The 25,544-nt window shown below is 64.1% G+C and carries 23 protein-coding genes; 13 read left to right on the forward strand and 10 right to left on the reverse strand.

Annotated features, from left to right (window positions below; genetic code table 11):
- Positions 1-74 precede the first annotated feature (74 nt).
- The 3 genes from pcsA (at position 75) to CIT37_RS20480 (ending at position 2,622) form a co-directional block, all read left to right on the forward strand.
- The gene (gene pcsA, locus CIT37_RS20470; RefSeq protein WP_028144562.1) at positions 75-842 is read left to right on the forward strand and encodes a phosphatidylcholine synthase; all 768 of its coding nucleotides are present in this window, start codon (positions 75-77) and stop codon (positions 840-842) included.
- Complete coding sequence (locus CIT37_RS20475) at positions 839-1,573, forward strand: TerC family protein (RefSeq protein ID WP_028144563.1); 735 nt, start codon at positions 839-841, stop codon at positions 1,571-1,573. Before pcsA ends, CIT37_RS20475 begins: the two co-directional genes overlap by 4 nt.
- A gap of 74 nt (positions 1,574-1,647) precedes the next feature.
- Positions 1,648-2,622 (forward strand): quinone oxidoreductase family protein, encoded by a 975-nt coding sequence (locus CIT37_RS20480; protein ID WP_028144564.1) that lies wholly within the window; start codon positions 1,648-1,650, stop codon positions 2,620-2,622.
- Positions 2,623-2,771: 149 nt separating this feature from the next.
- On the opposite strand, the gene CIT37_RS20485 is transcribed toward CIT37_RS20480, so the two are convergent.
- Entirely contained in the window at positions 2,772-3,962 is a 1,191-nt protein-coding gene (locus CIT37_RS20485) for an acetylornithine transaminase (protein WP_095424127.1), read from the reverse strand.
- Positions 3,963-4,260: 298 nt separating this feature from the next.
- Complete coding sequence (locus CIT37_RS20490; protein ID WP_095424128.1) at positions 4,261-5,418, reverse strand: tetratricopeptide repeat protein; 1,158 nt, start codon at positions 5,416-5,418, stop codon at positions 4,261-4,263.
- Between the two features lie 125 nt (positions 5,419-5,543).
- On the opposite strand from CIT37_RS20490, the gene CIT37_RS20495 reads away from it, so the two are divergent.
- The 3 genes from CIT37_RS20495 to CIT37_RS20505 all read left to right on the forward strand — a co-directional run bounded on the left by CIT37_RS20495 (position 5,544) and on the right by CIT37_RS20505 (position 7,453).
- Positions 5,544-6,491: a hypothetical protein gene (locus CIT37_RS20495; protein ID WP_095424129.1), complete on the forward strand. Its 948-nt coding sequence runs from the start codon at positions 5,544-5,546 to the stop codon at positions 6,489-6,491.
- Between the two features lie 178 nt (positions 6,492-6,669).
- A complete protein-coding gene (locus tag CIT37_RS20500) occupies positions 6,670-7,101 on the forward strand; it encodes a MerR family transcriptional regulator (RefSeq protein WP_028144568.1) in 432 nt (143 codons plus the stop codon).
- Positions 7,034-7,453, forward strand: coding sequence for a carboxymuconolactone decarboxylase family protein (locus tag CIT37_RS20505; protein ID WP_038970367.1), 420 nt, complete (start codon positions 7,034-7,036; stop codon positions 7,451-7,453). Before CIT37_RS20500 ends, CIT37_RS20505 begins: the two co-directional genes overlap by 68 nt.
- A gap of 138 nt (positions 7,454-7,591) precedes the next feature.
- Here the strand turns inward: CIT37_RS20505 and rimO are convergent, their stop codons facing one another.
- Positions 7,592-8,917 (reverse strand): 30S ribosomal protein S12 methylthiotransferase RimO, encoded by a 1,326-nt coding sequence (gene rimO, locus CIT37_RS20510; protein ID WP_095424130.1) that lies wholly within the window; start codon positions 8,915-8,917, stop codon positions 7,592-7,594.
- Between the two features lie 111 nt (positions 8,918-9,028).
- On the opposite strand from rimO, the gene CIT37_RS20515 reads away from it, so the two are divergent.
- The 5 genes from CIT37_RS20515 (at position 9,029) to CIT37_RS20535 (ending at position 14,884) form a co-directional block, all read left to right on the forward strand.
- Positions 9,029-9,619 carry an ANTAR domain-containing response regulator gene (locus CIT37_RS20515; protein ID WP_027542860.1) on the forward strand — a complete coding sequence of 197 codons (591 nt, stop codon included), beginning with the start codon at positions 9,029-9,031 and terminating at the stop codon, positions 9,617-9,619.
- Positions 9,616-10,779 (forward strand): CmpA/NrtA family ABC transporter substrate-binding protein, encoded by a 1,164-nt coding sequence (locus tag CIT37_RS20520; RefSeq protein WP_028144571.1) that lies wholly within the window; start codon positions 9,616-9,618, stop codon positions 10,777-10,779. The genes CIT37_RS20515 and CIT37_RS20520 overlap by 4 nt, the downstream gene beginning before the upstream one ends.
- 337 nt (positions 10,780-11,116) lie before the next feature.
- Positions 11,117-12,904, forward strand: a complete 1,788-nt coding sequence (locus tag CIT37_RS20525; RefSeq protein WP_161966445.1) for a NirA family protein — start codon at positions 11,117-11,119, stop codon at positions 12,902-12,904.
- Positions 12,901-14,526 (forward strand): sulfite reductase subunit alpha, encoded by a 1,626-nt coding sequence (locus CIT37_RS20530; RefSeq protein ID WP_038949089.1) that lies wholly within the window; start codon positions 12,901-12,903, stop codon positions 14,524-14,526. The genes CIT37_RS20525 and CIT37_RS20530 overlap by 4 nt, the downstream gene beginning before the upstream one ends.
- 205 nt (positions 14,527-14,731) lie before the next feature.
- Positions 14,732-14,884, forward strand: coding sequence for a hypothetical protein (locus CIT37_RS20535; protein WP_167456571.1), 153 nt, complete (start codon positions 14,732-14,734; stop codon positions 14,882-14,884).
- Between the two features lie 100 nt (positions 14,885-14,984).
- Here CIT37_RS20535 and CIT37_RS20540 read toward each other — a convergent pair whose 3' ends face one another.
- The 3 genes from CIT37_RS20540 to CIT37_RS20550 are packed head-to-tail and all read right to left on the reverse strand — an operon-like array spanning position 14,985 to position 17,567.
- Positions 14,985-15,770: a LamB/YcsF family protein gene (locus tag CIT37_RS20540; RefSeq protein WP_095424133.1), complete on the reverse strand. Its 786-nt coding sequence runs from the start codon at positions 15,768-15,770 to the stop codon at positions 14,985-14,987.
- A 31-nt stretch (positions 15,771-15,801) separates the two neighbouring features.
- On the reverse strand, positions 15,802-16,839 hold the full coding sequence (locus tag CIT37_RS20545; RefSeq protein ID WP_038970363.1) for a 5-oxoprolinase subunit C family protein: 1,038 nt from the start codon (positions 16,837-16,839) through the stop codon (positions 15,802-15,804).
- Positions 16,836-17,567, reverse strand: coding sequence for a 5-oxoprolinase subunit B family protein (locus CIT37_RS20550; protein WP_095424134.1), 732 nt, complete (start codon positions 17,565-17,567; stop codon positions 16,836-16,838). The genes CIT37_RS20545 and CIT37_RS20550 overlap by 4 nt, the downstream gene beginning before the upstream one ends.
- A 253-nt stretch (positions 17,568-17,820) precedes the next feature.
- Between CIT37_RS20550 and CIT37_RS20555 the strand changes: the two genes are divergently transcribed.
- Positions 17,821-18,519, forward strand: a complete 699-nt coding sequence (locus CIT37_RS20555) for a ribonuclease activity regulator RraA (protein WP_095424135.1) — start codon at positions 17,821-17,823, stop codon at positions 18,517-18,519.
- A gap of 19 nt (positions 18,520-18,538) precedes the next feature.
- The gene (locus tag CIT37_RS20560) at positions 18,539-18,943 is read left to right on the forward strand and encodes a (R)-mandelonitrile lyase (RefSeq protein ID WP_028144578.1); all 405 of its coding nucleotides are present in this window, start codon (positions 18,539-18,541) and stop codon (positions 18,941-18,943) included.
- Positions 18,944-19,007: 64 nt separating this feature from the next.
- Here the strand turns inward: CIT37_RS20560 and CIT37_RS20565 are convergent, their stop codons facing one another.
- The 4 genes from CIT37_RS20565 to CIT37_RS20580 all read right to left on the reverse strand — a co-directional run bounded on the left by CIT37_RS20565 (position 19,008) and on the right by CIT37_RS20580 (position 25,154).
- On the reverse strand, positions 19,008-19,364 hold the full coding sequence (locus tag CIT37_RS20565) for a hypothetical protein (protein ID WP_028144579.1): 357 nt from the start codon (positions 19,362-19,364) through the stop codon (positions 19,008-19,010).
- A 150-nt stretch (positions 19,365-19,514) separates the two neighbouring features.
- Complete coding sequence (locus tag CIT37_RS20570; RefSeq protein WP_152036343.1) at positions 19,515-20,861, reverse strand: hypothetical protein; 1,347 nt, start codon at positions 20,859-20,861, stop codon at positions 19,515-19,517.
- Positions 20,788-22,365: a CHAT domain-containing protein gene (locus CIT37_RS20575; RefSeq protein ID WP_038951089.1), complete on the reverse strand. Its 1,578-nt coding sequence runs from the start codon at positions 22,363-22,365 to the stop codon at positions 20,788-20,790. The genes CIT37_RS20570 and CIT37_RS20575 overlap by 74 nt, the downstream gene beginning before the upstream one ends.
- Positions 22,362-25,154 (reverse strand): PAS domain-containing protein, encoded by a 2,793-nt coding sequence (locus CIT37_RS20580; RefSeq protein ID WP_161966446.1) that lies wholly within the window; start codon positions 25,152-25,154, stop codon positions 22,362-22,364. The genes CIT37_RS20575 and CIT37_RS20580 overlap by 4 nt, the downstream gene beginning before the upstream one ends.
- Positions 25,155-25,544 lie beyond the last annotated feature (390 nt).

Genomic DNA, 25,544 nt, shown 5'->3' on the forward strand with positions numbered 1-25,544 from the left:
GACACGCTCCGCGGCAAATTCAAGCCCGCTGATTGTGCCTGATTTTATGACAGATTGTGCGACCGGGCGTCGCAATGGCGGATGTGCAAACCGGCCTCATTCTGATAGCAGAAGCCATGGATACCCAGCAGGATTCCCTGAAGCCGAAACCGGCGATCCGCGCCGCGGCCTTCTCGGTGCACATCTTCACCGCGTTCGGCGCGGCGATCGCGCTATTGGCGATGCTGGAGGCCGTGCGCGAGCACTGGGCGGCGATGTTTCAATGGCTGGGCGTCGCCCTGATCATCGACGCGATCGACGGGCCGATCGCGCGCCGGCTCGACGTCAAGAACGTGCAGCCGAACTGGTCTGGCGACGTGCTCGATCTCGTGGTCGACTTCGTCACCTATGTCTTCGTGCCGGCCTACGCGATCGTCGCCAGCGGCCTGCTGCTGCCGGTCGCAGCTCCCTTGCTCGGCGTCGCCATCATCGTCACCAGCGCACTATATTTCGCCGATCTGCGCATGAAGGCGGACGACAATCATTTCCGCGGCTTCCCGGCACTGTGGAATGCGGCTGCGTTCTATCTGTTCCTGCTGCATTGGCCGCCGCTGTGGTCGACGCTGCTGGTGGCCGCGCTCGTCGTGCTGACCTTCGTGCCGTTCCACGTGTTGCATCCGGTCCGCGTCGTGCGGCTGCGCTGGCTGACGATGTCGCTGATCGCGATCTGGGCGCTGCTTGGCCTCTACGTGCTGGAGATGGATTTCCGCGTCGGCGCCGGCGTCACCATCGCACTCTGCGCGATCGCGCTCTGGATCAGCTTCAGCGATGCGCTGATACGTCTGGTAAGATCGTTCGCATGATGCATCTGTTGACCAGTCCCGAAGCCTGGGCCGCGCTGCTCACCCTGACCGCGCTCGAGATCGTGCTCGGCATCGACAACGTCATCTTCCTGTCGGTGATCGTCTCGCGCATCCCCCAGCAGCAGGCGGACCGCGCCCGCAAGATCGGACTCGCTCTCGCGCTGATCTTCCGCATCATCCTGCTCAGCGTCCTGGTCTGGCTGATCGGCCTGACCGCGCCGGTTTTTTCATTCAAGGGCGCGGACTTCTCCTGGCGCGACCTCATCCTGATCGGCGGCGGCCTGTTCCTGATCGCGAAGGCGACGCACGAGATCCACGCCGAGGTCGAGGCCGATGACGGCGAGGCCGATCAGAAGTCCGGCGGCAGCGCCTTCTTCTGGGTGATCATCCAGATCATCGTCATCGACATCGTGTTCTCGCTGGATTCGATCATCACCGCGATCGGCATGGCCCAGGATATCGAGATCATGATCGCGGCGGTCGTGATCGCCTGCCTGATCATGTACATTTCGTCGGGCCCGGTGTCGCGCTTCGTCGCGGAGCATCCGACCACGAAAATGCTGGCACTGGCGTTCCTGGTGCTGATCGGCGTCGCGCTGGTCGCGGACGGATTCCAATTCCACATTCCGCGCGGCTACATCTATTTTGCAATTGCGTTCTCGGCCGCCGTCGAATTCTTCAACGTGCTGGCCAAGCGCAACCGCAGGAAGATCAGCAAGCCGTCGGTTTAGGCGTTCCAGCTACATCGAGTTGACAAGGCGGGCGCGATGTCTTTCGCTGGCCTTTGAGAAGAGGAGGTCAGGTGATGACCAAAGCGGTCCGTGTGCACAAGGTCGGAGGCCCCGAAGCCCTGGTCTATGAGAGCGTCGATGTGCCGGCGCCCGGGCCCGGCGAGGTGCGCATCCGCCAGCATGCGGTCGGCCTGAACTTCATCGACGTCTATTACCGCACCGGTCTCTACAAGGCGCCGGGGCTGCCCTTCATTGCCGGCAACGAGGCCTCGGGCGAGGTCGTCGCCGTCGGGCCCGGCGTGACGCATTTCCATCCCGGCGATCGCGTCGCCTACTACCACAATCTCGGAGCCTATACCGGCGAGCGCAACCTTCCCTGGGAGAAGCTGGTCAAGCTGCCCGATCACATCACCCACGAGCAGGGGGCCGTGCTGATGCTCAAGGGCCTGACGGTCTGGTATCTCCTGCACAAGACCTTCAAGGTCGAGCCGCATCATCGCGTGCTGATCCACGCCGCGGCCGGCGGCATCGGCCTCTTGGCCTGCCAATGGGCGAGGGCGCTCGGGGCCCACGTCATCGGCACGGTCGGCTCGCGCGAGAAGGCCGAGCTCGCCGAGGCCAATGGCTGCGATCACGTCATCCTCTACAACGAGGAGGACTTCGTCGCGCGCGTCAAGCAGATCAGCCGCAACGAAGGCTGCGACGTCGTCTATGACGGCGTCGGCAAGGCGACCTTCCCGGGCTCGCTGTCGTGCCTGAAGCCGCGCGGCATGTTCGTCTCCTTCGGCAACGCCTCCGGCCCGGTGCCGCCGTTCTCGATCGCCGAGCTCAACAATCACGGCTCGCTGTTTGCGACGCGGCCGAAGCTCAACGACTACGTCGGCACGCGCAAGGAGCTGCTCGAAGGCGCCGACACGCTGTTCGCCGCCGTCATCAACGGCAAGCTGCACGTACCGATCAACCACGCCTACGCGCTGAAGGATGCCGCGAAGGCGCATATCGATCTCGAGAGCCGCAAGACCACGGGGGCTTCGATCTTGAAGCCGTAGCGCTCGTGTCCCGGACCAGCCGCAACGCCTGAAGCGTTGCGGCGCAGAGCCGGGACCCAGATGCAACACGCACTGCGGAGAGATTGGCCCCGGCTCAGCAGTGCACCGTCGAAGAGACGCTGCGTTGCGTCCGGGGCACGCGACGGGTGCTACGCCACGCGCCGTGCCGCGCCGGCCTTGGTCAAGATCCCGTCGAGACAATCGATCATCTCGGCGATCTCTGCCTTCGCGACGTTCAGCGCAGGCATGAAGCGCAGCGTGTCGAGCTGCGGCGCATTGAGGAGCACGCCGGCTTCGAACGCTTGCGCGACGATGCCGGGCGCGATCGGCAGCTTGAGGTCGAGCGCGAGCAGCAGCCCGCGTCCTCGCACGCCGCCGAGCCCATGCCGGGCCGAGACCTTCTGCAGCTCGCTTTCGAGCAGCAGGCCGGTCTCGGTGACCTGTTTCAGGAAGTCCGGCTTGCCGACCTCCTCGAGCACGGCGAGCCCCGCCGCGCACATGATCGGGTTGCCGTTGAACGTGCCGCCCTGGTCGCCGTGCTCGAAGCAGGAGGTATGCTCGGTGGCAAGCAGGGCGGCGAGCGGCACGCCGCCGCCGATGCCCTTGCCGAGCGTCATGATGTCGGGCGCGATCCCGGCGTGCTCGTAGTGGAAGAGTTTTCCGGTCCGGCCCATGCCGGTCTGGATCTCGTCGAAAATGAGCAGCAAGCCGTGGGCTTTGGTCAGCGCGCGCAGCTGTTGCAGGAACTGATCGGTCGCTGGCCAAACGCCTGATTCACCCTGGATCGGTTCGAGCATCACCGCGACGGTGTTGTCATTGATCAAGCTCTCGACCGAGGCGATGTCGTTGAGCTTCGCCTTCTTGAAGCCTGCGACCTTCGGCTCGAACAGCGGCTCGAACGCCTTCTTGCCCGAGGCCGACATCGTCGCCAGCGTTCGGCCGTGAAAGCCGCCTTCGAAGCTGATGATCTCGAACGCGCCGCCTTTGTGCAGGGTGCCATATTTGCGCGCGAGCTTGATCGCGCCCTCGTTGGCCTCCGCGCCGGAATTGGCGAAGAACACCTGGTCGAAGGCGCTGTTCGCGACCAGCGCTTGCGCCAGCTTCAGGCTCGGCTCGTTGTAGAAAGCCGGGCTCGGCGTCAGCAGCCGCCTGGCTTGCGCACTCAGTGCGTCGGCGATCGCAGGCGGGGAGTGGCCGAGGCAGTTCACGGCCCAGCCCTGCACGAAATCGAGATAGCGCTTGCGGTCGTCGTCCCAGAGGTAGGAGCCCGCGCCGCGGACGAACACGGCCTTGGGCCGTGCGGTGATGTCCATCAGCGCGTCGTACGGATGCGTGGTCATGTCGAACTCCTCTGGAGGCGGGTGGAAAACGGGCGCAAAAAGCAGAAAGGCCGCACCTTGCGGGTGCGGCCTTCTCGAAAACTTCAGCTGAATTCAGTGGTTCAGCGGCGTCGTCGGACATGGCGCACCCTCTCATCGTCGCGGGAGCGACGACGGAGCATTTCGGTGCGCAGGTGGGTCCGGGAATTGATCATGGGGCGGGTCCCTACAGCCGAATGGCAGGGCTTGTCAAGCGGTCGTTTTGCAAAACACCCGCCTGGCGTGCATCGATCAGGTCCATCTTCGTTGCCCAAGAGGCTTACTCGACGCCGTAATGGGCGAACTCGTCGACGATCCCAGCGTTGATCGCTTTCGCTGCCGCGATGTCGCGCTCGGCGCCTTCGTTGTCGCCCTTCTTCCGCTTTGCGAGCCCACGGCCGTAGAGCGAGCTGTCGTACGCGGGCTTGGTGCTCAGTGCCGCGTCGTAGTCCGCAATCGCCGCGTCGAGATTGCCGAGCTTGAGGTAGGTGAGGGCGCGGCTGTCCAGGGTGTAGGGATCGTTCGGGGCCATCGTCAGCGACTGATCGCAATCGGCCAGCGCCTCCTGCAGACGGCCGAGGATCGCGCGCGTCATGCAGCGCGAATTGAATGCGCCGGGATAGCTCGCATTGGCCTTGATAGACCGATCGTAATCCTCCAGTGCCAGCGTATAATCGTGCGCATCGAAATACATGTTCGCGCGCGCATAGAAATCGCGGTCGTTGTTCGGGCTGAGCTGCAGCGACTTGGCGAAGTCAGCCAGCGCGCGGACCCGGTCGCCGCGATCGCGGTAGAGGCGTGCGCGGTTGCCGTAAGCCGGGCCGTAGGTCGGGTCGAACTTGATCGACAGATCGAAATCCGCAAGCCCACGCTCGTCCTCGCCGTGGTTGCGATAAGCGGTGCCGCGATTGAAATAGGCCAGCGCGAATTTCGGGTCGAGCTTGATGGCCTGATCGTAGTCGGCGATTGCGCGCTCGTAGTCGTTCTTGTCGATGAGGGAGTTGCCGCGGTTGTTGTAGTAGAGCGGGTCGCGGGCGTTAAACCGGATCGCGCGTGTGTAATCGGCAATGGCGTGATCTTTCTCGCCGAGATCGTCATGGGCAATCCCCCTGTTGTACCAGAGGTCGGAATGTCCAGGATTGAGCTCGATCGCACGGTTGAAGTCCACCAGCGCACGCGCGGCGTCGCCCCTTCGCCGGAGCATTTCGCCGCGATTGGCGAGCGCATGCACATCGTTGGGATTGGCCTTGAGCACCGCCGAGCAGCCCTCGACGCGCTGCTCCTCGCGGCTCCCGTCGTCGTCCGCGTAGCACCATTGGCGCAGCTGTGCGGCTGACGGGGATCGCGCCGCGGCGGGGGCGGATAGCGCGAGCAGGGCCATCGTGAGGCCGATGGCCGACAGCTTGAACCAAATTGCTGATGTTTCGTCGTATTCCATTTGCGTACCGCGTCGAAACCATTGCGCCTCTAGCGCGTTTGTGATCGAAGGACGCGACTTGGTTCGAACCGGACGCAATTCGGGCGAGACCAAGAGGGACGGGACCAACCAGACAGTTTTCAGCCTTGTCCGATACGCCTTATCCCATCGACCTCGACAGCATTCGCGGCGCATTTCCGCCGGGTATCGAAGTGCCGCCGCTGCTTGTCGACTTTGCCACCTGGCTCAAGGGGCGTCCCTGGGGCAGCGTCGGCTGCTTCTCGCTGCAGGGGCAATTCTCGGATCACGCGCCGATCACCGACGGCAGTCCCTTGCGGGACAGGTTTTCGCTGTTCATGCGGCTGCCGGACGGCTCGGCCGTCGGCGGCTGGTACGGCGCCGGTCTCGACCGCGACAATCCGCCGATCGTGGGACTGGGCTCGGAGGGCGACTACGAGCTGCTGGCGGCGAGCCTCGACGGCCTGCTCGCCAAACTGACGTCGCAACAATTCGACAATGCCTGGAGCGATCTCAAGCCGCATGACGAGGTCGAACCGCAGACGGTCGAGCTTGCGCAATGGCTGGCCGGACGGCCGCTCGGCGAGCCGGCGACGCCCGACGACAATTCGTCGGAACTGCCCGATTTCCGCGGCTTCATGGAAAAATGGAGCCGGGATCGCGAAGATTACTGGGCCAATCACCGCCTGATGGCCGAGCTCGGCTGGCGGCTGGCCGCCCATCTGCCCAAGGGCAAGAAGCCCTGGGACCGGACGAGATTCGAGATCGCGATCGTCGGCAAGCAATACCAGGCGCGCGTGCTCTCGCACGGACCACAGCCGTTCGAGGAAGCCGCCTCGGTCGAATCCCTGCTGCGCGACCTGCGCGAGGAGATGCGCCGCGCCCAGCCCGAGCTTGGCCTGTGGTACGCGATGAATTTTGGGCTCTATGCCGACGGCCGCGTCATGCCGAATTTCGAGTACGATCTACGCCCGACCATCGACGGCGATCCAGCGCTGCTCTCCGAGGCGAAAGCCGATCTCGCCCGCGCACCCCGGCCTGAGCGCTGGGTGCCGAAATGGCTGACGGAAGCCTGAAGTCTCGGAATTCCGCGACGCTGCCGTGCAGTCGGCACGCCGAGACCTTCTGCTGTCGCACCATCAGTGCGTTGTAACTCTTGCTTGACCTCGCGGGGACGGGCACCTTCGATCCCTCTTGACTTAGAGCGCGCTCGAAGGGGTATCTGTACGTGCGTCAGTACGAGAACGGGCACACATGAAGATCGGCGACCTCGCAAGACGAACCGGCTTGTCGACCCACACGCTGCGCTACTATGAGCGCATCGGGCTGCTGCCATACGCTGACCGGGATCGCTCCGGTCAACGTGACTTTGACGCATCGATCCTCACATGGATCACATTCATCGGTCGGCTCAAGACCACGGGAATGCCGATCCGGGACATGTTGCGTTATGCGGCGCTTCGTGACGACGGCGACGCCACCGGGCCAGCCCGGCGGCAGATGCTGGAAATCCATCGCGAACAGGTTCGCACGCAGATTGCCGAACTCCAGGAATGCCTGCTCGTCCTTGATACCAAGATCGCCGGCTATGCCGGCGACGAACAGAGGACGAAGGAAAATGACGCACGCCCCGACACATGCCGAAAGCCGCTTCGATCGCGGCCAGCGGGCCCTGTCACGCATTGACGGCAAGGCCGGCGAAAAGGTCGTCGCCTCACTCGCCGACATCGCTCCGGATTTCGCACGCTACGTGATCGAGTTTCCCTTCGGCGACATTTACTGCCGCCCGGATCTCGGCCTGCGCGATCGAGAGATCGCGACGATCGCCGCGCTGACGGCGCTCGGAAATGCCGCGCCTCAGCTCAAAGTGCATATCGAGGCGGGGCTGAACGTCGGGCTTTCTCGCGACGAGATCGTGGAGATCATCATGCAGATGGCCGTCTATGCGGGCTTCCCGGCGGCGGTGAACGGGCTGTTCGCAGCCAAGGAGGTGTTCGCCGCGCAGGACGGACGGCAGGCGTCGGGAGACGCGACCTGACGAACGTCGGCGCGGTGTATCGTGCATCGCCGTAGTTCAGTGCGCGCAGCCTGAACGCGGGCAAGTTGAATGGCTGGGCGCGCGCCGGTCGCGCCCGCGAGCGCTGGGGACCGCAATGGCTGTCGGCGCCTTGGAACCTCAGAACCCCGCGACGCTGCCGTGCAGGTCGTACTGGTCGGCGCGCTCGATCTTCGCGGTGACGATCTCGCCGACGCGCAAGGGGCGGCGGCTCGTCAGATAAACCGCGCCGTCGATCTCCGGCGCATCGGCCTTGGAGCGGCCCTTGGCGACGGTCGGGCCGACTTCGTCGATGATGACCTGCTGGCGCGTGCCGACCTTGCGCTTCAGCCTGCGCGCGGAGATCTTCTGCTGCCGGGCCATCAGCGCGTTGTAGCGCTCCTGCTTGACCTCTTCCGGCACCGGGTTCTCGATCGCGTTCGATGTCGCGCCTGCAACCGGCTCGTATTTGAAGCAGCCGAGGCGATCGATCTCGGCCTCGTCGAGCCAGTCGAGCAGATAGGCGAAATCGGCATCGGTCTCGCCGGGGAAGCCGACGATGAAAGTCGAGCGCAAGGCGAGATCGGGGCACTCTTCGCGCCAGCGCTTGATCCGCGCCAGCGTCTTGTCCTGCGCCGCCGGGCGCTTCATCGCCTTCAGCACCTCCGGGCTCGCATGCTGGAACGGGATGTCGAGATAGGGCAGCACCTTGCCCTCGTTCATCAGTGCGATGACCTCGTCGACATGCGGGTAGGGGTAGACATATTGCAGCCGGACCCATGCGCCGAGCTCGCCGAGTTCGCGCGCGAGGTCGAGGAATTTGGCGCGGACCTGGCGGTCCTTCCACGGGCTCTCGGCATATTTGAGATCGACGCCATAGGCCGAGGTGTCCTGCGAGATCACCAGCAATTCCTTGACGCCGGCGCCGACCAGGCGCTCGGCCTCGCGCAGCACGTCATTGGCCGGGCGCGAGACGAGGTCGCCGCGCAGCTTCGGGATGATGCAGAAGGTGCAGCGGTTGTTGCAGCCCTCGGAGATCTTCAAATAGGCGTAGTGGCGCGGCGTCAGCTTGATGCCCTGCGGCGGCACCAGGTCCACATGCGGATTGTGCGCCGGCGGCAGCGCGCGGTGCACGGCGTCGAGCACGCTCTCGTATTGCTGCGGGCCGGTGATGGAGAGCACGCCGGGATAGGCCTGCTCGATCTGCTCGGGTTCCGCGCCCATGCAGCCGGTCACGATCACCTTGCCGTTCTCGGCCATGGCCTCGCCGATCGCCGAGAGCGATTCCTGCTTGGCGCTGTCGAGGAAGCCGCAGGTGTTGACGATGACGATGTCGGCCCCGTCATGCTTGCGGGCGAGCTCGTAGCCCTCCGCGCGCAAGCGCGTGATGATGCGCTCGGAATCCACCAATGCCTTGGGACACCCGAGCGACACAAAGCTGACCTTGGGCGCAGCCGCCTGATCCATATCCAAATCTGCCTGATTGACCGGCCTGAGCTAGTCCCAATTGCCCACAATTACAACCCTTTGCAGGGCGTTCCGGCGTGCTATGGATGAATCACCTGCCGTGAGTGAGCCATGAGCGCCGAACAGTCACCCAAAATCGTGATCGTCGACGAAAGCCCGATCCGGGCTGCGATCCTGGAGGAGGGATTGCGGGAGGCCGGATTCACGCAAGTGGCCCACATCCGCGAGATGCAGAGCCTGCTCGCCCGTATTTATGCGGTGGACCCCGACATCATCCTGATCGATCTGGAGAACCCCAGCCGCGACGTGCTGGAGGCGATGTTCCAGGTCAGCCGCGCCGTGAAGCGGCCGATCGCGATGTTCGTCGACCAGAGCGATTCAGCCTCGATCCAGGCCTCGGTCGAGGCGGGGGTATCCGCCTACATCGTAGACGGGCTGAAGAAGGAGCGCATCAAGCCGATCCTCGACCTCTGCGTGTCGCGCTTCAACGCCTTCGCCAAGCTGCAGGAGGAGCTGGAGCGCACCAAGTCGCAGCTCGAGGACCGCAAGATCATCGAGCGCGCCAAGGGCATCCTGATGAAGGTGAAGGGCCTCACCGAGGACGAGGCCTACGTGCTGCTGCGCTCCACCGCGATGCGCGAGAAAAAGAAAATCGGCGAGATCGCCCAGTCGATCATCACCGCGTCGGAGATGCTGAAATGACTGCTCCCCTCCGCATCGGGTTCATCCCGCTGGTCGATGCCGCAGCCCTGATCGTCGCCGTCGACAAGGGATTTGCCGCCGCCGAAGGGCTCGAGGTCGAGCTGGTGCGCGAGGTGTCCTGGTCCAACGTCCGCGACAAGCTCAATATCGGCCTGTTCGACGCCGCGCATCTGCTCGCGCCCGTCGCGATTGCGTCCTCGCTCGGGCTCGGTCACGTCAAGGTGCCGATCGCAGCCCCCTTCAATCTCGGCATCAATGGCAATGCCATCACGGTGTCGCCGGCGCTTCATGCGGCGCTGATGGGGGAGATTGACGGCGATCGCTTTGACCCGATGGTTACGGCGAAAGCGCTGGCGAAAGTGGTGGCCAAGCGGCGCAAGGCGGGTGCCGAGCCGCTGACTTTCGGCATGACCTTCCCCTTCTCGACCCACAATTATCAGCTGCGGTTCTGGATGGCGGCGGCCGGCGTCGATCCCGACGAGGACGTGCGCCTCGTGGTGCTGCCGCCGCCCTACATGGTCGACAGCCTCAAGAGCGGCCATGTCGATGCATTCTGCGTCGGCGCGCCCTGGAATTCGGTCGCCGTCGATCTCGGCATCGGCCACATCCTGCATTTCGTCTCCGACATCCTGGTGCGCGCCGCGGAAAAGGTGCTCGCGGTTCGTCAGGTCTGGGCCGACAAGAATCCGGACGTGGTCGCTAGCCTGGTGCGCGCGGCGGTGAAGGCCGCCGCGTTCATCGAGAGCCCAGCGAACCTGGCCGAGGCGGCGCAGATCCTGGCGCGGCCCGAGCGGATCGGCGTCGATGCCGAGGTGATCCAGCGCTCGCTCATCGGCCGCCTGAAGATCTCGCCCGAGGGAGAGGTGCGCGAAAGCGGCCGCTATCTCCTGGTGGGGCGGGAAGAGGCGGGGCGGCCCGATCCGGTCCAGGCCGCCTGGCTCTATGCGCAGATGGTGCGTTGGGGGCAGACGACGCTCAGTCCGGAGGGCGTCAAGACGGCGATGGCCGTGTTCAGGCCCGACCTCTACGATGCGGCCCTCGGCCGCCGGCCGCCCGAGCAGGCTCCCGCCGCGTTCGGGGCGTTCGCCGGGCCCGTCTTCGATCCCGACGACATCCGGGGGCATCTCGAGGCCTTCGAGGTCCGGCGTTGGAAGGCCTGATTCGGAGCTGCGCCTTTTTTAGGCAAGAAGTTTCATTGCCTAAAGTTTGATCCGGCTGCCCGAATTTCGTGAGAGTGCGCCGCCCGGGGTTTCCGGGGGAGGCGTCTAATCATCTGAAATAGCGTTGTTTTCCATTTTGGCCAAGCTGGCACGCAACTTGAATGTTGCAGTGCGGCCAGCTTGTCACAGGTGCCTGCTGAGCCGAGTCCCGCAGCAACGAAGCTGATCGGACCGTTGGGTAACGAAGCCGGCTCTTAAGGGCCAGCCCAGTTCCTCACGGGTCGCGCCAATGTCCGTCGATGCCACCCAGGTGGCCGCAGGAGCTTCGTTACCGACCATGAAAATCGATACGCTCGCAGTCGACTTTACCGACGAGCAGAAACGCTATCTCGAAGGTTTTACGACCGGTTTGCAGATCAGCCGGGTCGGTCGTGGTCTCGGCGGTGGAGGCGGCGCCGGCAAGGCGAACGCCGAGCCTGTTGGCCCCGATGCCGTGCACATCAAGGCGCAGGACAAGGTGATCGCGTCGGGCAAGAAGCTCGCCGATCAGGAGAAGTTCAAGCGCGACGAGCATCCCTTCGATGCTTATCCGCGGCTTCGCCAGCAGGCGCACGACAACACGCCGCCGAGCCCGGCGGACAATTTCCGCTGGCGCTATTACGGCATCTTCTATGTCGCGCCGACGCAGGACTCCTACATGAGCCGCCTGCGGATTCCGAACGGCATCATGAAGCATTGGCAGATGTCGGGTCTTGCCGATCTCGCCGATGAGCTCTGCGGTCCCTACAGCCACGTCACGACGCGCGCCAATCTCCAGCTTCGCGAGATTCCGCCGAAGAACGCCGTGAAGCTGATCGAGGGTATCCAGGACCTCGGCCTGTGCTCGCGCGGCTCCGGCGCCGACAACATCCGCAACGTCACGGGAACGCCGACGGCCGGCATCGATCCGCAGGAAATCATCGACACGCGACCCTATGCGCGCGAATGGCACTACCACATCCTCAACGACCGCTCACTCTACGGCTTGCCACGCAAGTTCAACGTCGCCTTCGACGGTGCCGGCAGGATCGCGGTGCTCGAGGAGACCAACGACATCGCCTTCACGGCGTATGAGGTGAAGGACGGCTTCGGCATCGAGCCCGGCGTCTGGTTCCGCCTCGGCCTCGGCGGCATCACCGGCCACAAGGACTTTGCGAAATATTCCGGCATCATCGTCAAGCCGGAGCAGGCGACGGCCGTCGCCGATGCCATCGTGCGCGTGTTCATCGACCATGGCGACCGCACCAACCGCAACAAGGCGCGGCTGAAATATGTGCTCGACGCCATGGGTCATGACGGCTTTCTCAAGCTCGTCGAGGAACGATTGAAGACACCGTTCACGCGCGTGCCGGAGGAGGCGTTCCAGCCGCGCCCTGCCGCGGACCGCATGGCGCATGTCGGCGTACACAAGCAGAAACAGGACGGCCTCAACTGGATCGGCGTTTCTCTGCCGCTCGGCAAGCTTACCTGCGACCAGATGCGCGGTCTTGCCAAGGTCTCGCGCGACCTCGGCGACGGCGAGATCCGCCTGACCGTCTGGCAGAACCTTTTGATCTCGGGCGTGCGCGACGAGAATGTCGCGCTCGCCGTTGCGGCGATCAAGCAGATCGGGCTAGCGGTCGAGGTCTCGCACATCCGTGCCGGCCTGATCGCCTGCACCGGCAATGCCGGCTGCCGTTTCGCGGCGTCCAACACCAAGCGCAGCGCGGCCGAGATCGGTGATTGGTGCGAGCCGCGCGTCGCCATGGACAAGCCGGTCAACATCCACGTCACCGGCTGCCACCATTCCTGCGCGCAGCATTACATCAGCGACATCGGCCTGATCGGTGCGCGCGTGCCGGTGAACGAGGACGACACGGTCGAGGGCTACCACCTCTTTACTGGTGGAGGGTTCGGCCCCGACGCGGACGTCGGGCAGGAGGTCTATCACGACCTCAAGGCCGAGGACGCGCCGAAGACGGTCGAGGGACTGCTCAAGGCCTATATCGCCCATCGCTCGTCGCCCGACGAAACCTTCCTCTCCTTTGCGCGCCGCCATAACGGCGAGACGCTGCGCAAGCTTGCCGATGCACAGGTGTCCGCATGAACCAGATTACGCCTCCGCCGAAACTCGATATCATTCCCGCCAGCGCACCGTTCTCTGATGCGCAGCGCTCTTGGCTGAACGGCTTCTTTGCCGGGCTGCTGTCGCCTGATGTCGCCGCGCCGCTGTCGGCGGAGCAGGGCGCCGCCGTCATGCAAGGCGCAGCCGGCGACGGTGACGACGGCGAGGCGCCCTGGCACGACCAGACCATGCCGATCGCCGACCGGATGAAGCTTGCGGAGGGCCGTCCCGTCCGCCGCAAGATGATGGCGGCGATGGCGCAGCAGGATTGCGGCCAGTGCGGCTATAATTGCCACGACTATTCGGAAGCGATCGCGGGCCGCAGCGAGGCGCGGCTCAATCTCTGCGTCCCCGGCGGCAAGGAAACCGCGCGGATGCTGAAGTCGCTGTACGAGGAGCTGGACAAGGCCCCGGCGGCCAAGACCGGTGACAAGGCAGCTGACAAGACGGATGCGGTGACCGCGCCGGCCGTGACCGTGACGATCGCAGAGCCGGGCCGCTCGCGCGACAACCCGGTGACCGCGACCTTCCTGTCGCGCCGTCTGCTCAACAAGGGCAAGTCGGAGAAGGAAACCTATCACGTCGAGTTCGATCTCTCCGAGAGCAAGCTCGACTACGTTGTCGGCGACAGCTTTGGCGTGTTCGCGCGCAACGAGGTCGGCCTCGTCGACCAGATCATCGCACTGCTCGGCGCCTCCCACACCACCAAGGTCAACGGCAAGACGTTGCGCGAGGTGCTGATCGACGACGTCTCGCTTTCGCCGGCACCCGACACGTTGTTCGAATTGATCTCCTTCATCACCGGCGGCGCGCAGCGCGAGAAGGCGCGGGCGCTGGCGCAGGGCGAGGATCCCGACGGCGATGCCGCCACGCTCGACGTCATGGCGGCGCTGCAGAAGTTCTCGGGCACGCGGCCGCATCCGGAGGCTTTCGTCGAGGCGCTCGAGCCGCTGCAGCCACGGCTCTATTCGATCTCGTCCTCGCACAATGCGACGCCCGGAAAGCTGTCGCTGACGGTCGATTCCGTGCGCTACGTCGTCGGCAAGCGCAAGCGCCTCGGCGTCGCCTCGACCTTCCTCGGCGAGCGCATCGGTGAAGGCGAGAATCTCAAGGTCTATGTGCAGAAGGCGCACGGTTTCGGCCTGCCGCAGGACCCGAAGACGCCCGTGATCATGATCGGTCCCGGCACCGGCATTGCGCCGTTCCGCGCTTTCCTGCTCGACCGCAAGGCGACCGGCGCGCCCGGCAAGAACTGGCTGTTCTTCGGCCATCAGCGCAGCGATTGCGACTTCTTCTACCAGGAGGAGCTCAATGCGATGAAGACCTCGGGTCTGCTGACGCGCATGTCGCTGGCCTGGTCGCGCGACGGCGAGAAGAAGTTCTATGTGCAGGACCGCATGCGCGAGGTCGGCCGCGAGGTGTGGACGTGGCTCGCCGAAGGCGCGCATCTCTACATCTGCGGCGATGCCAAGCGCATGGCCAAAGACGTCGAGCGCGCGCTGGTCGACATCGTCGCCCAGTTCGGGGCGCGCTCGACCGACGAAGCCGTCAGTTTTGTCGCCGAACTCAAGAAGACTGGCCGCTTCCAGGCCGACGTCTACTAAAGCGATCGTCAGGCTGCCGTCATCCGGGCCGGTTCCAAACGGCTCGGATTTGAACGAATAAGATTCTCGGAACCTGCGCCTGGAGAGAATTTACGTCTGCAATGCGGCCGCTTCGGAGGAGGCGCATCGCTATTTCCTCCGGCATCTTGCCTCCCGCCCTGGTTGATCCCTCATAATCCCTCAAATGGGGCGTTGGAGATCGACCATGCGCGAACTATCGGCGGAAGCCAGGCTGCACCTCTACGCGCGCTCGCTCTCGCGGCGGACCGGGGCGAGCATGCATCATTTCGCGCTCTACAGTGCGTTTGCCGTGATCGCGGCGATCGTGTTTGGCACGTTGTCGGTACATCCGTTCTAAAGCTCTCGTAGGGTGGGCAAAGCGAAGCGTGCCCACCAACTGCCTCAATCATGTAGGCATCGTGGGCACGGCGCTATGCGCCTTTGCCCACCCTACGGCACTACGGCACCTGTCTTGCTTCACCGCGCTTGAACGGCGCGACCTCGATCCCCGCATCCTTCAAGGCCTGACGCAAGGTCCGCGCGATCTCGACGGCGCCGTGCGTGTCGCCGTGGATGCACACCGTGTCCGTGCGCATCTTGACCACCTTGCCCGTCACCGAAACCACCGCGCCGTCCTGCACCATGCGCACCACGCGGTCGGCGATGGCCTTGGCATCATGGAGCACCGCGCCGGGCTTTTTGCGCGAGACGAGGTTGCCGTCGTCCTCATAGGCGCGGTCGGCGAACACCTCGTGCACCATCGGCAGATTGGCGTCCTCGCCGGCCTTCACCAGCTTCGAATTGGCGAGCACGACGAAGATCAGGCTGGGATCGACCGCCCTGATGCCGGCGGCGATCGCCTTCGCCGTCATGTCGTCCTCGCAGGCGACATTGGAGAGCGCGCCATGGGCCTTCACATGCGTGACCTTGTGGCCGGCAGCGGTCGCAATCGCCTGCAATGCGCCGATCTGGTAGGCGACGAGGTTCTCGATCTCGGACGCCTTCAGGCCCGCGATCGGATGGCGGCCAAAACCGTGCAGGTCGCGATATCCGGGATGGGCGCCGACCGAGACGCCGCGCGCCTTCGCCAATTCCACCGTCCGGCGCATGATGTCGGGGTCGCCGGCATGGAAGCCGCAGGCGACGTTGACCGAGCTTGCAAGCTCGATCATCGCGGCGTCGTTGCCCATCTCCCACGCGCCAAAACCTTCGCCGAGGTCGCAATTGAGATCGATCGTCTTCATGGGTGCTCTCCGCCTCTGGTCGTCGTGTCGTTTATGGCTCCGCCGTCACCTGCCAGGTTCCGGCATCCATGGCGCTCACAGCATAGCCCGCGACGTTGGCATCGCTGAGCGCCTCGATGTTGAGTGCGACACTGTCGGCAGAGCGCAGACGGGCGGGCAGGTTGCGGATCAGTTGCGCAAACTTCCTCGCCTCGTCCTGCGCCTCGGCCATGCTGACCGCCCTGAAGCGGAACGCGGTTCCCGCCGAGGTCTGGGCGAGGCGGCCGACATCGGCCGTGATCACGGTTGCGATCTTGGGATAGCCGCCGGAGGTGCCGCGGTCCATCATCAGCGCGATCGGCGAGCCGTTGCCGGGCACCTGGATGCTGCCGTTGACGGTGCCGTCGGAGACGATGTTGTGGCCGTGCAGATGCTTGATGGCGGGGCCCTCGAGCCGGTAGCCCATGCGGTCGGAGGTCGCCGAGATCTTCCACTCGCTGCCCAGGAACAGCGCCTTGTTGGCGTCGTCGAACTCGTCGTCCTGCGGACCCAGCACGACGCGGATCGGACCGCTAATGGGCTTGGGCAGTTCGATGCGCAATTCGCCCGCACCGCTTGCAGCATCGACCGAAAATTCGTCACCGGCCTGGAGCGGGCGCGGGTAGGGGCTGCCGAGGCCGGCGCGGGCATTCACCGCGAGACTGCCGAACACCATCTCGCCTTTGATGGCGCCTTCGATGGCGAGATACGTAAATGCGCCGCCGCGGGCAAAGCCCAGCGTCAGCGTCTCGCCGTCCTTCAGCGTCACCGATGTGTCCATCGCGACCGGGTTGCCGGCGACGTCCGCATTGCGCGGCGCGCCTGAAATCGCCACGCGCACGGCGCCATCGCGCGCGGTGAACGTGGCGCCGAACGGACCGATCTCGACGCTGGCCGCGAACGGCTCGTTGCCCACCAGCGTATTCGCCGCCGCCAGCGACAGCCGATCCATCGCACCACTCACCGTCAAGCCATAGCGCTGCGCGCCGTGGCGTCCGCCGTCCTGAACGGAGCTTGCCGGGCCGATGCTGGCGACGACGAGCCGGCTCATGCGTCCACCTGCTCGGCGACGATCTCGCCGGCTTCCGCAGCGCGGTCCAACTCCTCGAAGGTCTTGTGGTCGATGGGGAAGAACGTGACGCGGTCACCGGGTTCGGTGAGGAAGGTCGGATCGCGGTGGAGCTGATAGGTTCTGACAGGCGTGCGGCCGAGCAGATGCCAGCCGCTGGGGGCGGCGAGGCACTGGATCCCGGCCTGGACGCCGCCGATCGAGATCGTGCCGGCGGGCGTGAGCAGCCGCGGATTTTGTCGGCGCGACATGTGCAGGGATTTGTCGAGGCCGCTGAGATAGGACCAGCCCGGCGTGAAGCCGATCATGGCGACCTTGTAGTCGCCGCCCGCGTGCCGTGCGACGATGTCATCAGGCGTGGTGTTCAGCGCCCTGGCGACATCCTCGAGGTCGATGCCGTGCTCGCCGCCATAGGCGACGGGAACGCGCCAGCGCCGCGCCTTGGTCACCGGCGGCGGCGGCTGAATGGCGACCGGCAGCAGCTTTTCGCCGAGCGCGTCGAAACCGATCTTGCCCGGATCGTAATGCACCAGCAGCGAGCGATAGGTCGGCACCGTCTCGGTGATGCCATCGATGGGGCTTGCTGCGAGCGCCTTGTCCAGCGCCAGCACGCGCTGGTTGGCATCGTCGTCGATGGTGCGGCTGAACTCGACCGTGACGGCGCAGTCGCCACTGGGCAGAAGGCGGGGCGGGGGGAGCGTCGCGGCCATTGAGCTGTCGAAGAGCTGTCGAAATCGGGCTTTTGCAGGAGCGGGCTCGAAGTTCCGCTTCACCCCTGCTTCGCGTAAATGCGCCCGCAAGTCCAATAAATTAATGCAGGAGGCCACGATAAGGCTTTGTTATCGCGTCGCATAACAGCCCACCGGCCCTGCATTATTGATAGCCTCTTGGCCCTTGACGCAAAGCGCCCGGCTCGCAAGATGCGCCCGTTCTTTCCCGCCCATCCGGAGCTCGTCTGTTTCCATGTCGCTGTCCCCCGAAGCCCGCAAGATCCTCGCCGGCATCACCACTGCCACCATCACCACGGTCCTGCTGAAAAAGGGCCTGCGCAATGTGTGGATGCGGGGCGCGCGGCCGCTGCGCCCGGGCCTGCCGCGTCTGGTGGGGCCGGCCTTCACGCTGCGCTTCGTGCCGGCGCGCGAGGATCTGGCGACGCCGGAATCCTGGTCGTCGCCGATCTCGACCCGCACCGCGATCGAGGCGATGCCAGAGGGCTATATCGCCGTGGTCGATGCCATGGGCATCACCGATGCCGGCATCTTCGGCGACATCCTCTGCGCCCGCATGATGAAGCGCGGCGTCACCGCGCTCGTCACTGACGGCGTCGTGCGTGACGTCGAGGGCGTGCTCGGCACCAATCTTCCGGTGTGGTGCGACGGCTATGCCGCGCCGCCCTCAGTGGCTGGCCTGACCTTCGTCGGCTGGGGCGAGCCGATCGGCTGCGGCGGGGTTGCCGTTTTTCCGAACGACATCGTGGTCGCCGACCAGGACGGCTGCGTGCTGATCCCGCAGGCGATGCTCGACCACGTCCTCAACGAGGGCGTCGAGCAGGAGCGGATGGAGGCCTGGATCGTCAACGAGGTGAACAACGGCGCCGTGCTGCCGGGTCTCTATCCCATGAACGCCGAGACCAAGGCGCGCTACGCCGCCAGCAAGAAGTAACGGAAGCGAGGTCATCCCCATGGAAATCACTGTTGCCGGCACGCGGCCGACCCGCCGCGCGCCCAAGGAAAACTTCACCGGCACCGTGTGGCAGGATCCCGTGATCATGGCGCCCGCGCCGGCACGGCTGAACTGCTCGCGCGTCGCGTTCGAGCCGGGGGCGCGCACCAATTGGCATCACCATCCGCTCGGACAGACGCTCTACGTCATTTCCGGCGTCGGCCGCGTCCAGACCAAGGGCGGTCCGGTCAGGGAAATCCGCCCCGGCGACACCGTCTGGATCCCGCCGGGTGAGCTGCACTGGCATGGGGCCTCGCCGACCAACGGCATGTGCCACATCGCCATGCAGGAAGCACTCGACGGCGTCTACTCGACCTGGCTGGAGCCGGTGACGGACGCGGAGTACGGCGCGGCGCTGGGCTGAGGCGCACATGTCCCGGATCGGCGGCCAGCGCTACAACGCTGCACCGCGTCCGGGACACCGCAACCTACATCCGTTCCGCCGTCCACGTGCCCCTGCACAGCGCACCGCGCCAGGTGCCGGAGCCCGAGGTGCCGCTGAGCCGGCCGAAGCCGACGGCGCGCTTGATGCCGGTGCTCAAGGTGACGTTGATGCTGCCGGCGTCCGCCACACGGCCCGATGCCGTCACCGCGGCGCTGGTCGATGCGATCTGCCCATTGTTGATACCGATCGCGACGGTGGCGCCGTTGCCGCAGGTCTCGCTCGAGGACGAGATCCGCACGTTCCAGGCGCCGTCGAAGCTGGTCGATGCTGCATTTGCCTGTCCGCAGAGCAGGGCGATGGCCGAGATCGCGGCAAAGATACCCTTGCAAGGAAGTCGCATGACACGCCCCATTGGCTGAACCTGGGGGAAATCGTGTCACGACGCGGGGCGGACCGATGTGAGGGGTGTCACGCATTGTTCGGACGCTGCCATCGCGCCTAGCGTCGCCGCATCAGCCGGGCAGAGGCGTGAAAGCAGGCGTTCGCGCCATCACCTTGCTTTCGCGGTGCGGTTGAGCACGCGCGCCAGCGCGACGGCGGAGCTTGTATCGACGAGAGGGGCCTTGCCGACAGTCTTTCGCAATGCGAACGCCTCGGACGCAAAAAGCTTGTCCGGATCGTCCGGGGCGTCCTTGATGCCGGTGAGCAGGCGGATTTGCATGCCCTTCAGGAGCTCTGTCACGGCCGGTTTGACGATTGTCTTGTCGTTGGGGTCGGCCAGGAGTGCCTCTTCCCAGCCGCGGTGAGCATTTTTCGGTGTCACGCGCTCCACGAGCTTGTCGTAGCTGGTCTGGTAGGCGCCGATGGCCACGAGACGATCGTTTTCGGCGAGCTCAGGCGAAGTGATCACCTCGGAGCGCAGCGTCAGCATCTGTTCGTCCGCATGCTCCAGCTCCCGCTTCATGATGCTGCTTGCAACACCCTGCCAGTGTCGATGAAATCCGAGCTGGGTGAGAGGGTTGATCGTATCCGGCCCCTCAGGCAGCAGGCTGGCTGTGAACTCAATGGCCAGGAGGCAATAGTCCAGGCCAGACACACGCTGACCGTCCAGCACCAATCTGTCGTCGGTCACCACCAGCCGCTTGGCAACTGCTTCGTCGAGATCGGAGCCGGCAACCAGGAGATAGCCGCTGCGGCCGAGCGCATTGCCGTCGGCGTAGGAGAACAAGGGCGTGACGATGTTGAGTCCGAACAGACCCGCGACCCGGTCGTAGATCTTTTCAGCCACGCGCAACCCGTCGGAAACACCCGGCGCGAGCCCGGTCTGTGTGGTCAGGTCGGCGGCCAATTGCAGGACCTGTTGCGCGACGTCGTGAAACGGAAGGCGGAACAGCCCGACGAACAGAGACAAATTGTCCTGCTTCATGGGCGCGCGCCTGACGGCGTAGATGTTCTTGAAGTCGACGTAACCTGGAGCGGCACCGGCCGCCTTCAGCTGAGCGGCGATCTCGTCGTTGCTCAGGATCGTGGGCCGGCGCTGACGCCCGTCGCCGAAGCTGAACTCGGTGAGCACGACGCCGAGCGGAAGGAACGAGCTGAAAAACTTGCCGCCCTCTCGCAAGCCCATTTCGACCATGCGCACGCCGAAATAGCTCGCTTCGGGCAGGAAGGTCTGTCCCGCTGTCATCGCGTTGCCACCGCTCGATGCGACGTAACCGACGTATGGGCGCCGCAACTCGCGGCTCGCCCAGTGCTCCACGACGTTCTTGAGTGTGGCCCAGACTGTCATGACATCCTTCCACTCCAAGCTGCCCAGTGGTTGCTCACTGGCAGCGTGCTGCCCAATCGGTCGACTGCGCCAGCAAGATCGGCGAGAGCCAGATCGGGCTCTCTTCATCGTAGTTCAGGCTTTCCCACGATGCGCGGCAGGCTTTGCGGAACGCGACGCAAACGGACCGCGTCTTGTAGAGCTCGTCATAGAACTCCCTTGCGAACTGCGGCGCGCGTTCGTCCTCGACATTCCAGCGGAAGCCCAAGGCGTAGGGGATCCCGTTCATCACCAGTTGCTGAACGCAGCCCTTCGAGATGCCACGGCAGGCCGAGAGGTAGACCAGAGTCGTCGTTGAAAGCCCGTCGGATGCCGCCACCCTGTCGAGCTTCAGGCCGACCGCTTGCTGCGGTTGCAGTCCGGGAAGGACGAGGGTCGCGGTCTGCTGGCCATCGCTCCAGGCGTGACCGGCATAGTGGAGAATGGTCGGCCGGAATGCGTCGAGCTGCTTCAGCAGATAGGGGGCGGCCTCGCCCGGAGGGGCATCCGACAAGTTGACGATCTTCAAATCGAAACAGCCCGCGGCACCCAGCTGTTTCACATGCTCCAGTTCGGTATCGATATTGCCAAGCTTGTCGAATTTCTTGCCATCGCAGATCGCACTGTCGAGCTTCAGATCGGGATGTTCACCGATCTGAGAACGAACGAACATCAGTTTTGCGCCCTGTTTGATCCGCGCTCGCTCGCTGGCCCTTCCGCGGACAAAGGACGGGATGCGCCGGACAATCGGCGCGTATAGAAGTACGAATGGCCCATTTTCCTCCGAGAGATAACGTACACTCGCCTCGAAGGGCACCGGATAAAAGCCTGCGTCGCTGATGACGAACCGGAACGACAGTCCCACCAATCCGCCCGCGGACTTCTCGATCTGCGAGAACAGATGTTCGCCGATCGCTTTGACAACGAAGCTCTTGAACAAGCGTGTTCCGATGTCCCGCGTTTGGCCGAGCCAGTTGTTCAGCGGCATCTCATCGCGCGCATAAGTCTGAGCGGCAGATTTGAGGTCATCGAGATCGCTGATGGTGTTCCAGCGAAGCATAGGAGAGCCGTCTTCACCCGTTCCGAGCCGGCATTCCACCTTGGCGCTATGGATTTCGATCTCGATCACGCGGAACGCGCCCGGAATCGCATTCGTCTCGTCGGGATGCCCGGTGAGAATCGCAATGAACGGGCGCAAGATCCGATGCCGGTGCAGCTGCAGCGCGTCCATCGGCAGGATTAGGGCGTTGCCTGCTGCTCTGCACTCTTCCTCCAGGTCCGCGCAGGTTCCGAACGAAGGCGCGATGACCAGCACGGAGGTGTGGGGGTCCTGGGCCAGGACGACGGTGTTGAGCACGTGCTTCGCGCCGAGTGTCGTACGTGTGTCGTAAACGGCGCTGGGATCAGTCGGCAACCGGGCGTCGAGCACGAGCAATTCAGTCTCATTCGCGATGAGCCACTCGCTGGTCTGGTCCGGGGTCATCAAAGGCTTGTCGTACAAGTCCTCCAGGGCCACTCCTGCCGCGAGCAGATGTCCCCGTAGCGTTTCGAACATGTTTGGTTCGGCGGTGGCTATGGCAATCTTCGCCGTCATACCGGTGCCTCCTGCACGCACAATGGCAGGTTGAACTCGAATCCCGCGCCGTCCAGCTCGATCAGATCGCCGTCGTGCTGCTCGGCAGCCTTGCGAATAGCCTCGACCGCGACGCTGGCCATCTGCCGTGCCCGGTGCTGGCTCTGCTCGATCGGGTCCGTCGCCGACGGTGTCAGAGCGTCGGCAATTGTCGCGGGTAAGCGCATGGACACCGAGAGACGATGCGGCGGCCGTTCCGCGATCGTCACGGTCAACCTGTCGTTCGGCGTGATGCGCAACAACAGGAGGGAGCTGAGCGCAGAGCGAAACGCAAAGCTCAACCTCTTCGTCCATCCCTTGACAAGCACCGGACGACGCATCGCAATCTCGTCGACGACGTGGATTGCGTCACGATCCTCGACGGGAAGGCCTTCGACCTCGTGATAGAGCACTTCCAATACGTCGAATTGCTCGGGGGCTTCCTGCGGCGTCTGCTGAACGGTCAGACGATCGGACAGACGTTCGAAAGTCAGGTCGGCCCTCAGCAGGTGGTTGGCGGCCTGCTCGAGCAGCTCGGCGCAATTTCTCATGAGCTCTGGTTTGCTCAGGAGCGATGCGGCGCCGCGCAGCAGGCCATCGGCCATCAACAGTGGGGCGCGGGTCTCGCGTGCGACGGCGGTGACGGTCTCTTCCAGATAACCCCAGTCGCTCTCCCGGCTTTGGTCGGCAAGGCTGGTGAACAGCCAGAGTTGATGACCATAGTCGTCATTCAACGGCTCGCGATTTGCGAGAGTCGTCAGCTCGGTGCGCGGTGCGTCGCCGATCGTCAGGTGGATGTGAAGGCGGTGCTGGATCCCGCATTCCGACAGTTGCATGGAATCTTCGTTCCGGGCGCCAAATGACGAGAGCTTCTTGTCACGCGCCCGGCCGAAGATGTTCTCCGCTGCACCATTCATGTGGCAGATCGTGCCGACGGCGTCCACGATGACGGCCGCCTGCTCGATTCTATCCATGAGCGCGTGCTCGATCGCTTCGTGCCAGCGAGCCGCAAAGATCTGTTCGCAGTCAGCGGCGAGGCCACTTGCCGCGTCCTGATCAGGCCCACGGAACGCGTTGAGCTCCGATGACTCCATGTCCAGAATCAGTTCGATCTTGCCATTCACGAACAGGGGAACTGTCATGGCGGATCGCTGATCGGGTGCGGTTTTGATGAAGCCGTAGTTCCGCTCGGTGTCGCTGATGTCAGGAACAACCAGAATGCTCCGCTCGGCCAGGCAGCTGCCGAGCATGCCGCTGGACAGCTCCTGGGTATATTCGGCCTTGCGGTCAGCTGCTTTCACGAGCAGATTCCGGTCGTTCTTGACGTGCTCGGCGACCAGCACGAACTTGCTGCGGCGGCGATCGACCCGGAATACGCCGACATACTCCCAGCCCAGGCATTTCGTGGTGCCTGTGGCCAGCAGTTCAGCGATGGCGCGTGCGCTCGCTGCCTTGTTCAAATCGTCCTTGAGTTTGCGCAAGGCGCGTGCCTGGGCATGTTCCATGGCGGCGTCTGCGGCCTGCAATATCTCCTCGACGCCGAGATTTTGCAGCGTGCGCAGATCCGAGGCGGAGTATTTGTGCTTGCGGGACAGCAGAGCCAGTGAGCTTCCAAACCGGCCTCCGGCTTTGCGGATCGGCAATACGAGCATCGACTCGAATTCGTCGGCGATGATGGCCTTGCTCACCGGGTTGTCCATTTCCTCCGGATTGAGGCGCTCGACGAACGCGGCCAAATTGTTGTCCCACGTCTTGCCCTGCTCGAGCCAATCGATCACGCCGGGCGGCACCTTGAACCAACGCGTGCTCCACTCCCAGCCAGGTCTTGGAAAGACAGTGACCGCTCGCCAGTAATCGCTGAGATCGTTGTAGACCCCGAACGTGCTCATTTCGAATGGGATGACTTTGCCGATGACCTGAAGCGTTGCCTCGATGATCTTCTGCGGATCAGCGTGCTCGGCCAAAATCGTCTTGAGCTCGCGACGGGCGCGATCTTCGGCAAGAGGGGCGAACAGCACCAATAACCCGGCCGAGCTGTTCGGTGCTTCCATGTAGGGCGTTCCGCTGACCCTTGCCAGGACAGAACGACCGTCTTTTGGGCGGAGCCTGACGAAACTCGAGAAGCCCGTCTCCTTGGTGATCCATTCGGCGAACGGATTCGTCGTTCCCTCGTCCTCGGGTCCGAATACGAGGGAGAGCGACATCTCCTTGAGCTCTGATTCCGAGAAGCCCAGAACCTGCACCGCGCGCTCGTTTGCGAACCGGATCTTGCCTGTCAGGTCGGTGCGGAGCACGCCATCCTGCAAGGCATCGAGGCGGCTTTGTTCAGCGCTCTGGTCGAGAAGGAGTGCGTAATTGCCCGGCTTTCCGTCTTCGTCGCGCAGCGGGCCGATCTCGACTCTGACCTGACGAACCGCTTCGTCGGTCTGGATGTCTGCGCGCAAACTCGTGTTGTGATTTGCCCGGAGGGCCATGCACACATCGGCTGCACGGGATCCGAACAACCCGGAGAAAGCAGCGCCGCGCCTGCCGGGAATGAGCTTGTCGAACGCAGCGTTCGAATAGACGATGCGGCCGTCGTTCGCCAGTTCGACGAAGGGAAGCTCGCTGTAATGTGCGGCTTCATCGAGCGCGTCATACCGATCCGACAATACGCTCAGCATGGCATTTTGCGATTGCAGGATCTTGCCCACGGTCTGAGCGTCGAAACCGAACTCCGAAACGAGCATCCGCATTTGCTCGTCGACCAGAGGCTGCAGCGCGGTCGTCAAGCTTGTCTGCCGACTACGGAGCGCGCCGATCACATGGCGTCGTATGCTTTCCTCCGACATCAACAAGCCGGGGCCCCAGTCACCTGAGACTAGCGATGGCGTCGCACGGAGTTCCTCCATAACAACCTCGCTCGCTTACGCAACTATCGGCGCCGAAAGAAGATCGGCAAATGGTTCTTTTCGGTCTACTCAATCTCGGCGAAACGGCGGCGACTGCGCGATAATCAGGTCGCAAATAGTCTGGCTATCAATCCAGACTAGAAGCAGCGACGGCGGGCAGAGTATGAAATGGTTCACAGTGGGGGCATTTGAATCGAGCGGTCGTACGCACGAGGCTCCGGCGGGGATAGCGACGACTATCCCGGCAGTCGGATCATCGATTGCAGGTTG

Origin of the sequence: Bradyrhizobium ottawaense, assembly GCF_002278135.3 — a bacterium.
In the GTDB taxonomy this organism is placed as follows: Bacteria; Pseudomonadota; Alphaproteobacteria; order Rhizobiales; family Xanthobacteraceae; genus Bradyrhizobium; species Bradyrhizobium ottawaense.

Bases quoted from the DNA above. Each gene is read 5' to 3' on its own strand.
- pcsA (WP_028144562.1), top strand. From the start codon at position 75: ATGGCGGATGTGCAAACCGGCCTCATTCTGATAGCAGAAGCCATGGAT.
- CIT37_RS20475 (WP_028144563.1), top strand. From the start codon at position 839: ATGATGCATCTGTTGACCAGTCCCGAAGCCTGGGCCGCGCTGCTCACC.
- CIT37_RS20480 (WP_028144564.1), top strand. From the start codon at position 1,648: ATGACCAAAGCGGTCCGTGTGCACAAGGTCGGAGGCCCCGAAGCCCTG.
- CIT37_RS20485 (WP_095424127.1), bottom strand. From the start codon at position 3,962: ATGACCACGCATCCGTACGACGCGCTGATGGACATCACCGCACGGCCC.
- CIT37_RS20490 (WP_095424128.1), bottom strand. From the start codon at position 5,418: ATGGAATACGACGAAACATCAGCAATTTGGTTCAAGCTGTCGGCCATC.
- CIT37_RS20500 (WP_028144568.1), top strand. From the start codon at position 6,670: ATGAAGATCGGCGACCTCGCAAGACGAACCGGCTTGTCGACCCACACG.
- CIT37_RS20505 (WP_038970367.1), top strand. From the start codon at position 7,034: ATGACGCACGCCCCGACACATGCCGAAAGCCGCTTCGATCGCGGCCAG.
- rimO (WP_095424130.1), bottom strand. From the start codon at position 8,917: ATGGATCAGGCGGCTGCGCCCAAGGTCAGCTTTGTGTCGCTCGGGTGT.
- CIT37_RS20515 (WP_027542860.1), top strand. From the start codon at position 9,029: ATGAGCGCCGAACAGTCACCCAAAATCGTGATCGTCGACGAAAGCCCG.
- CIT37_RS20520 (WP_028144571.1), top strand. From the start codon at position 9,616: ATGACTGCTCCCCTCCGCATCGGGTTCATCCCGCTGGTCGATGCCGCA.
- CIT37_RS20525 (WP_161966445.1), top strand. From the start codon at position 11,117: ATGAAAATCGATACGCTCGCAGTCGACTTTACCGACGAGCAGAAACGC.
- CIT37_RS20530 (WP_038949089.1), top strand. From the start codon at position 12,901: ATGAACCAGATTACGCCTCCGCCGAAACTCGATATCATTCCCGCCAGC.
- CIT37_RS20535 (WP_167456571.1), top strand. From the start codon at position 14,732: ATGCGCGAACTATCGGCGGAAGCCAGGCTGCACCTCTACGCGCGCTCG.
- CIT37_RS20540 (WP_095424133.1), bottom strand. From the start codon at position 15,770: ATGAAGACGATCGATCTCAATTGCGACCTCGGCGAAGGTTTTGGCGCG.
- CIT37_RS20545 (WP_038970363.1), bottom strand. From the start codon at position 16,839: ATGAGCCGGCTCGTCGTCGCCAGCATCGGCCCGGCAAGCTCCGTTCAG.
- CIT37_RS20550 (WP_095424134.1), bottom strand. From the start codon at position 17,567: ATGGCCGCGACGCTCCCCCCGCCCCGCCTTCTGCCCAGTGGCGACTGC.
- CIT37_RS20555 (WP_095424135.1), top strand. From the start codon at position 17,821: ATGTCGCTGTCCCCCGAAGCCCGCAAGATCCTCGCCGGCATCACCACT.
- CIT37_RS20560 (WP_028144578.1), top strand. From the start codon at position 18,539: ATGGAAATCACTGTTGCCGGCACGCGGCCGACCCGCCGCGCGCCCAAG.
- CIT37_RS20565 (WP_028144579.1), bottom strand. From the start codon at position 19,364: ATGCGACTTCCTTGCAAGGGTATCTTTGCCGCGATCTCGGCCATCGCC.
- CIT37_RS20570 (WP_152036343.1), bottom strand. From the start codon at position 20,861: ATGAAGAGAGCCCGATCTGGCTCTCGCCGATCTTGCTGGCGCAGTCGA.
- CIT37_RS20575 (WP_038951089.1), bottom strand. From the start codon at position 22,365: ATGACGGCGAAGATTGCCATAGCCACCGCCGAACCAAACATGTTCGAA.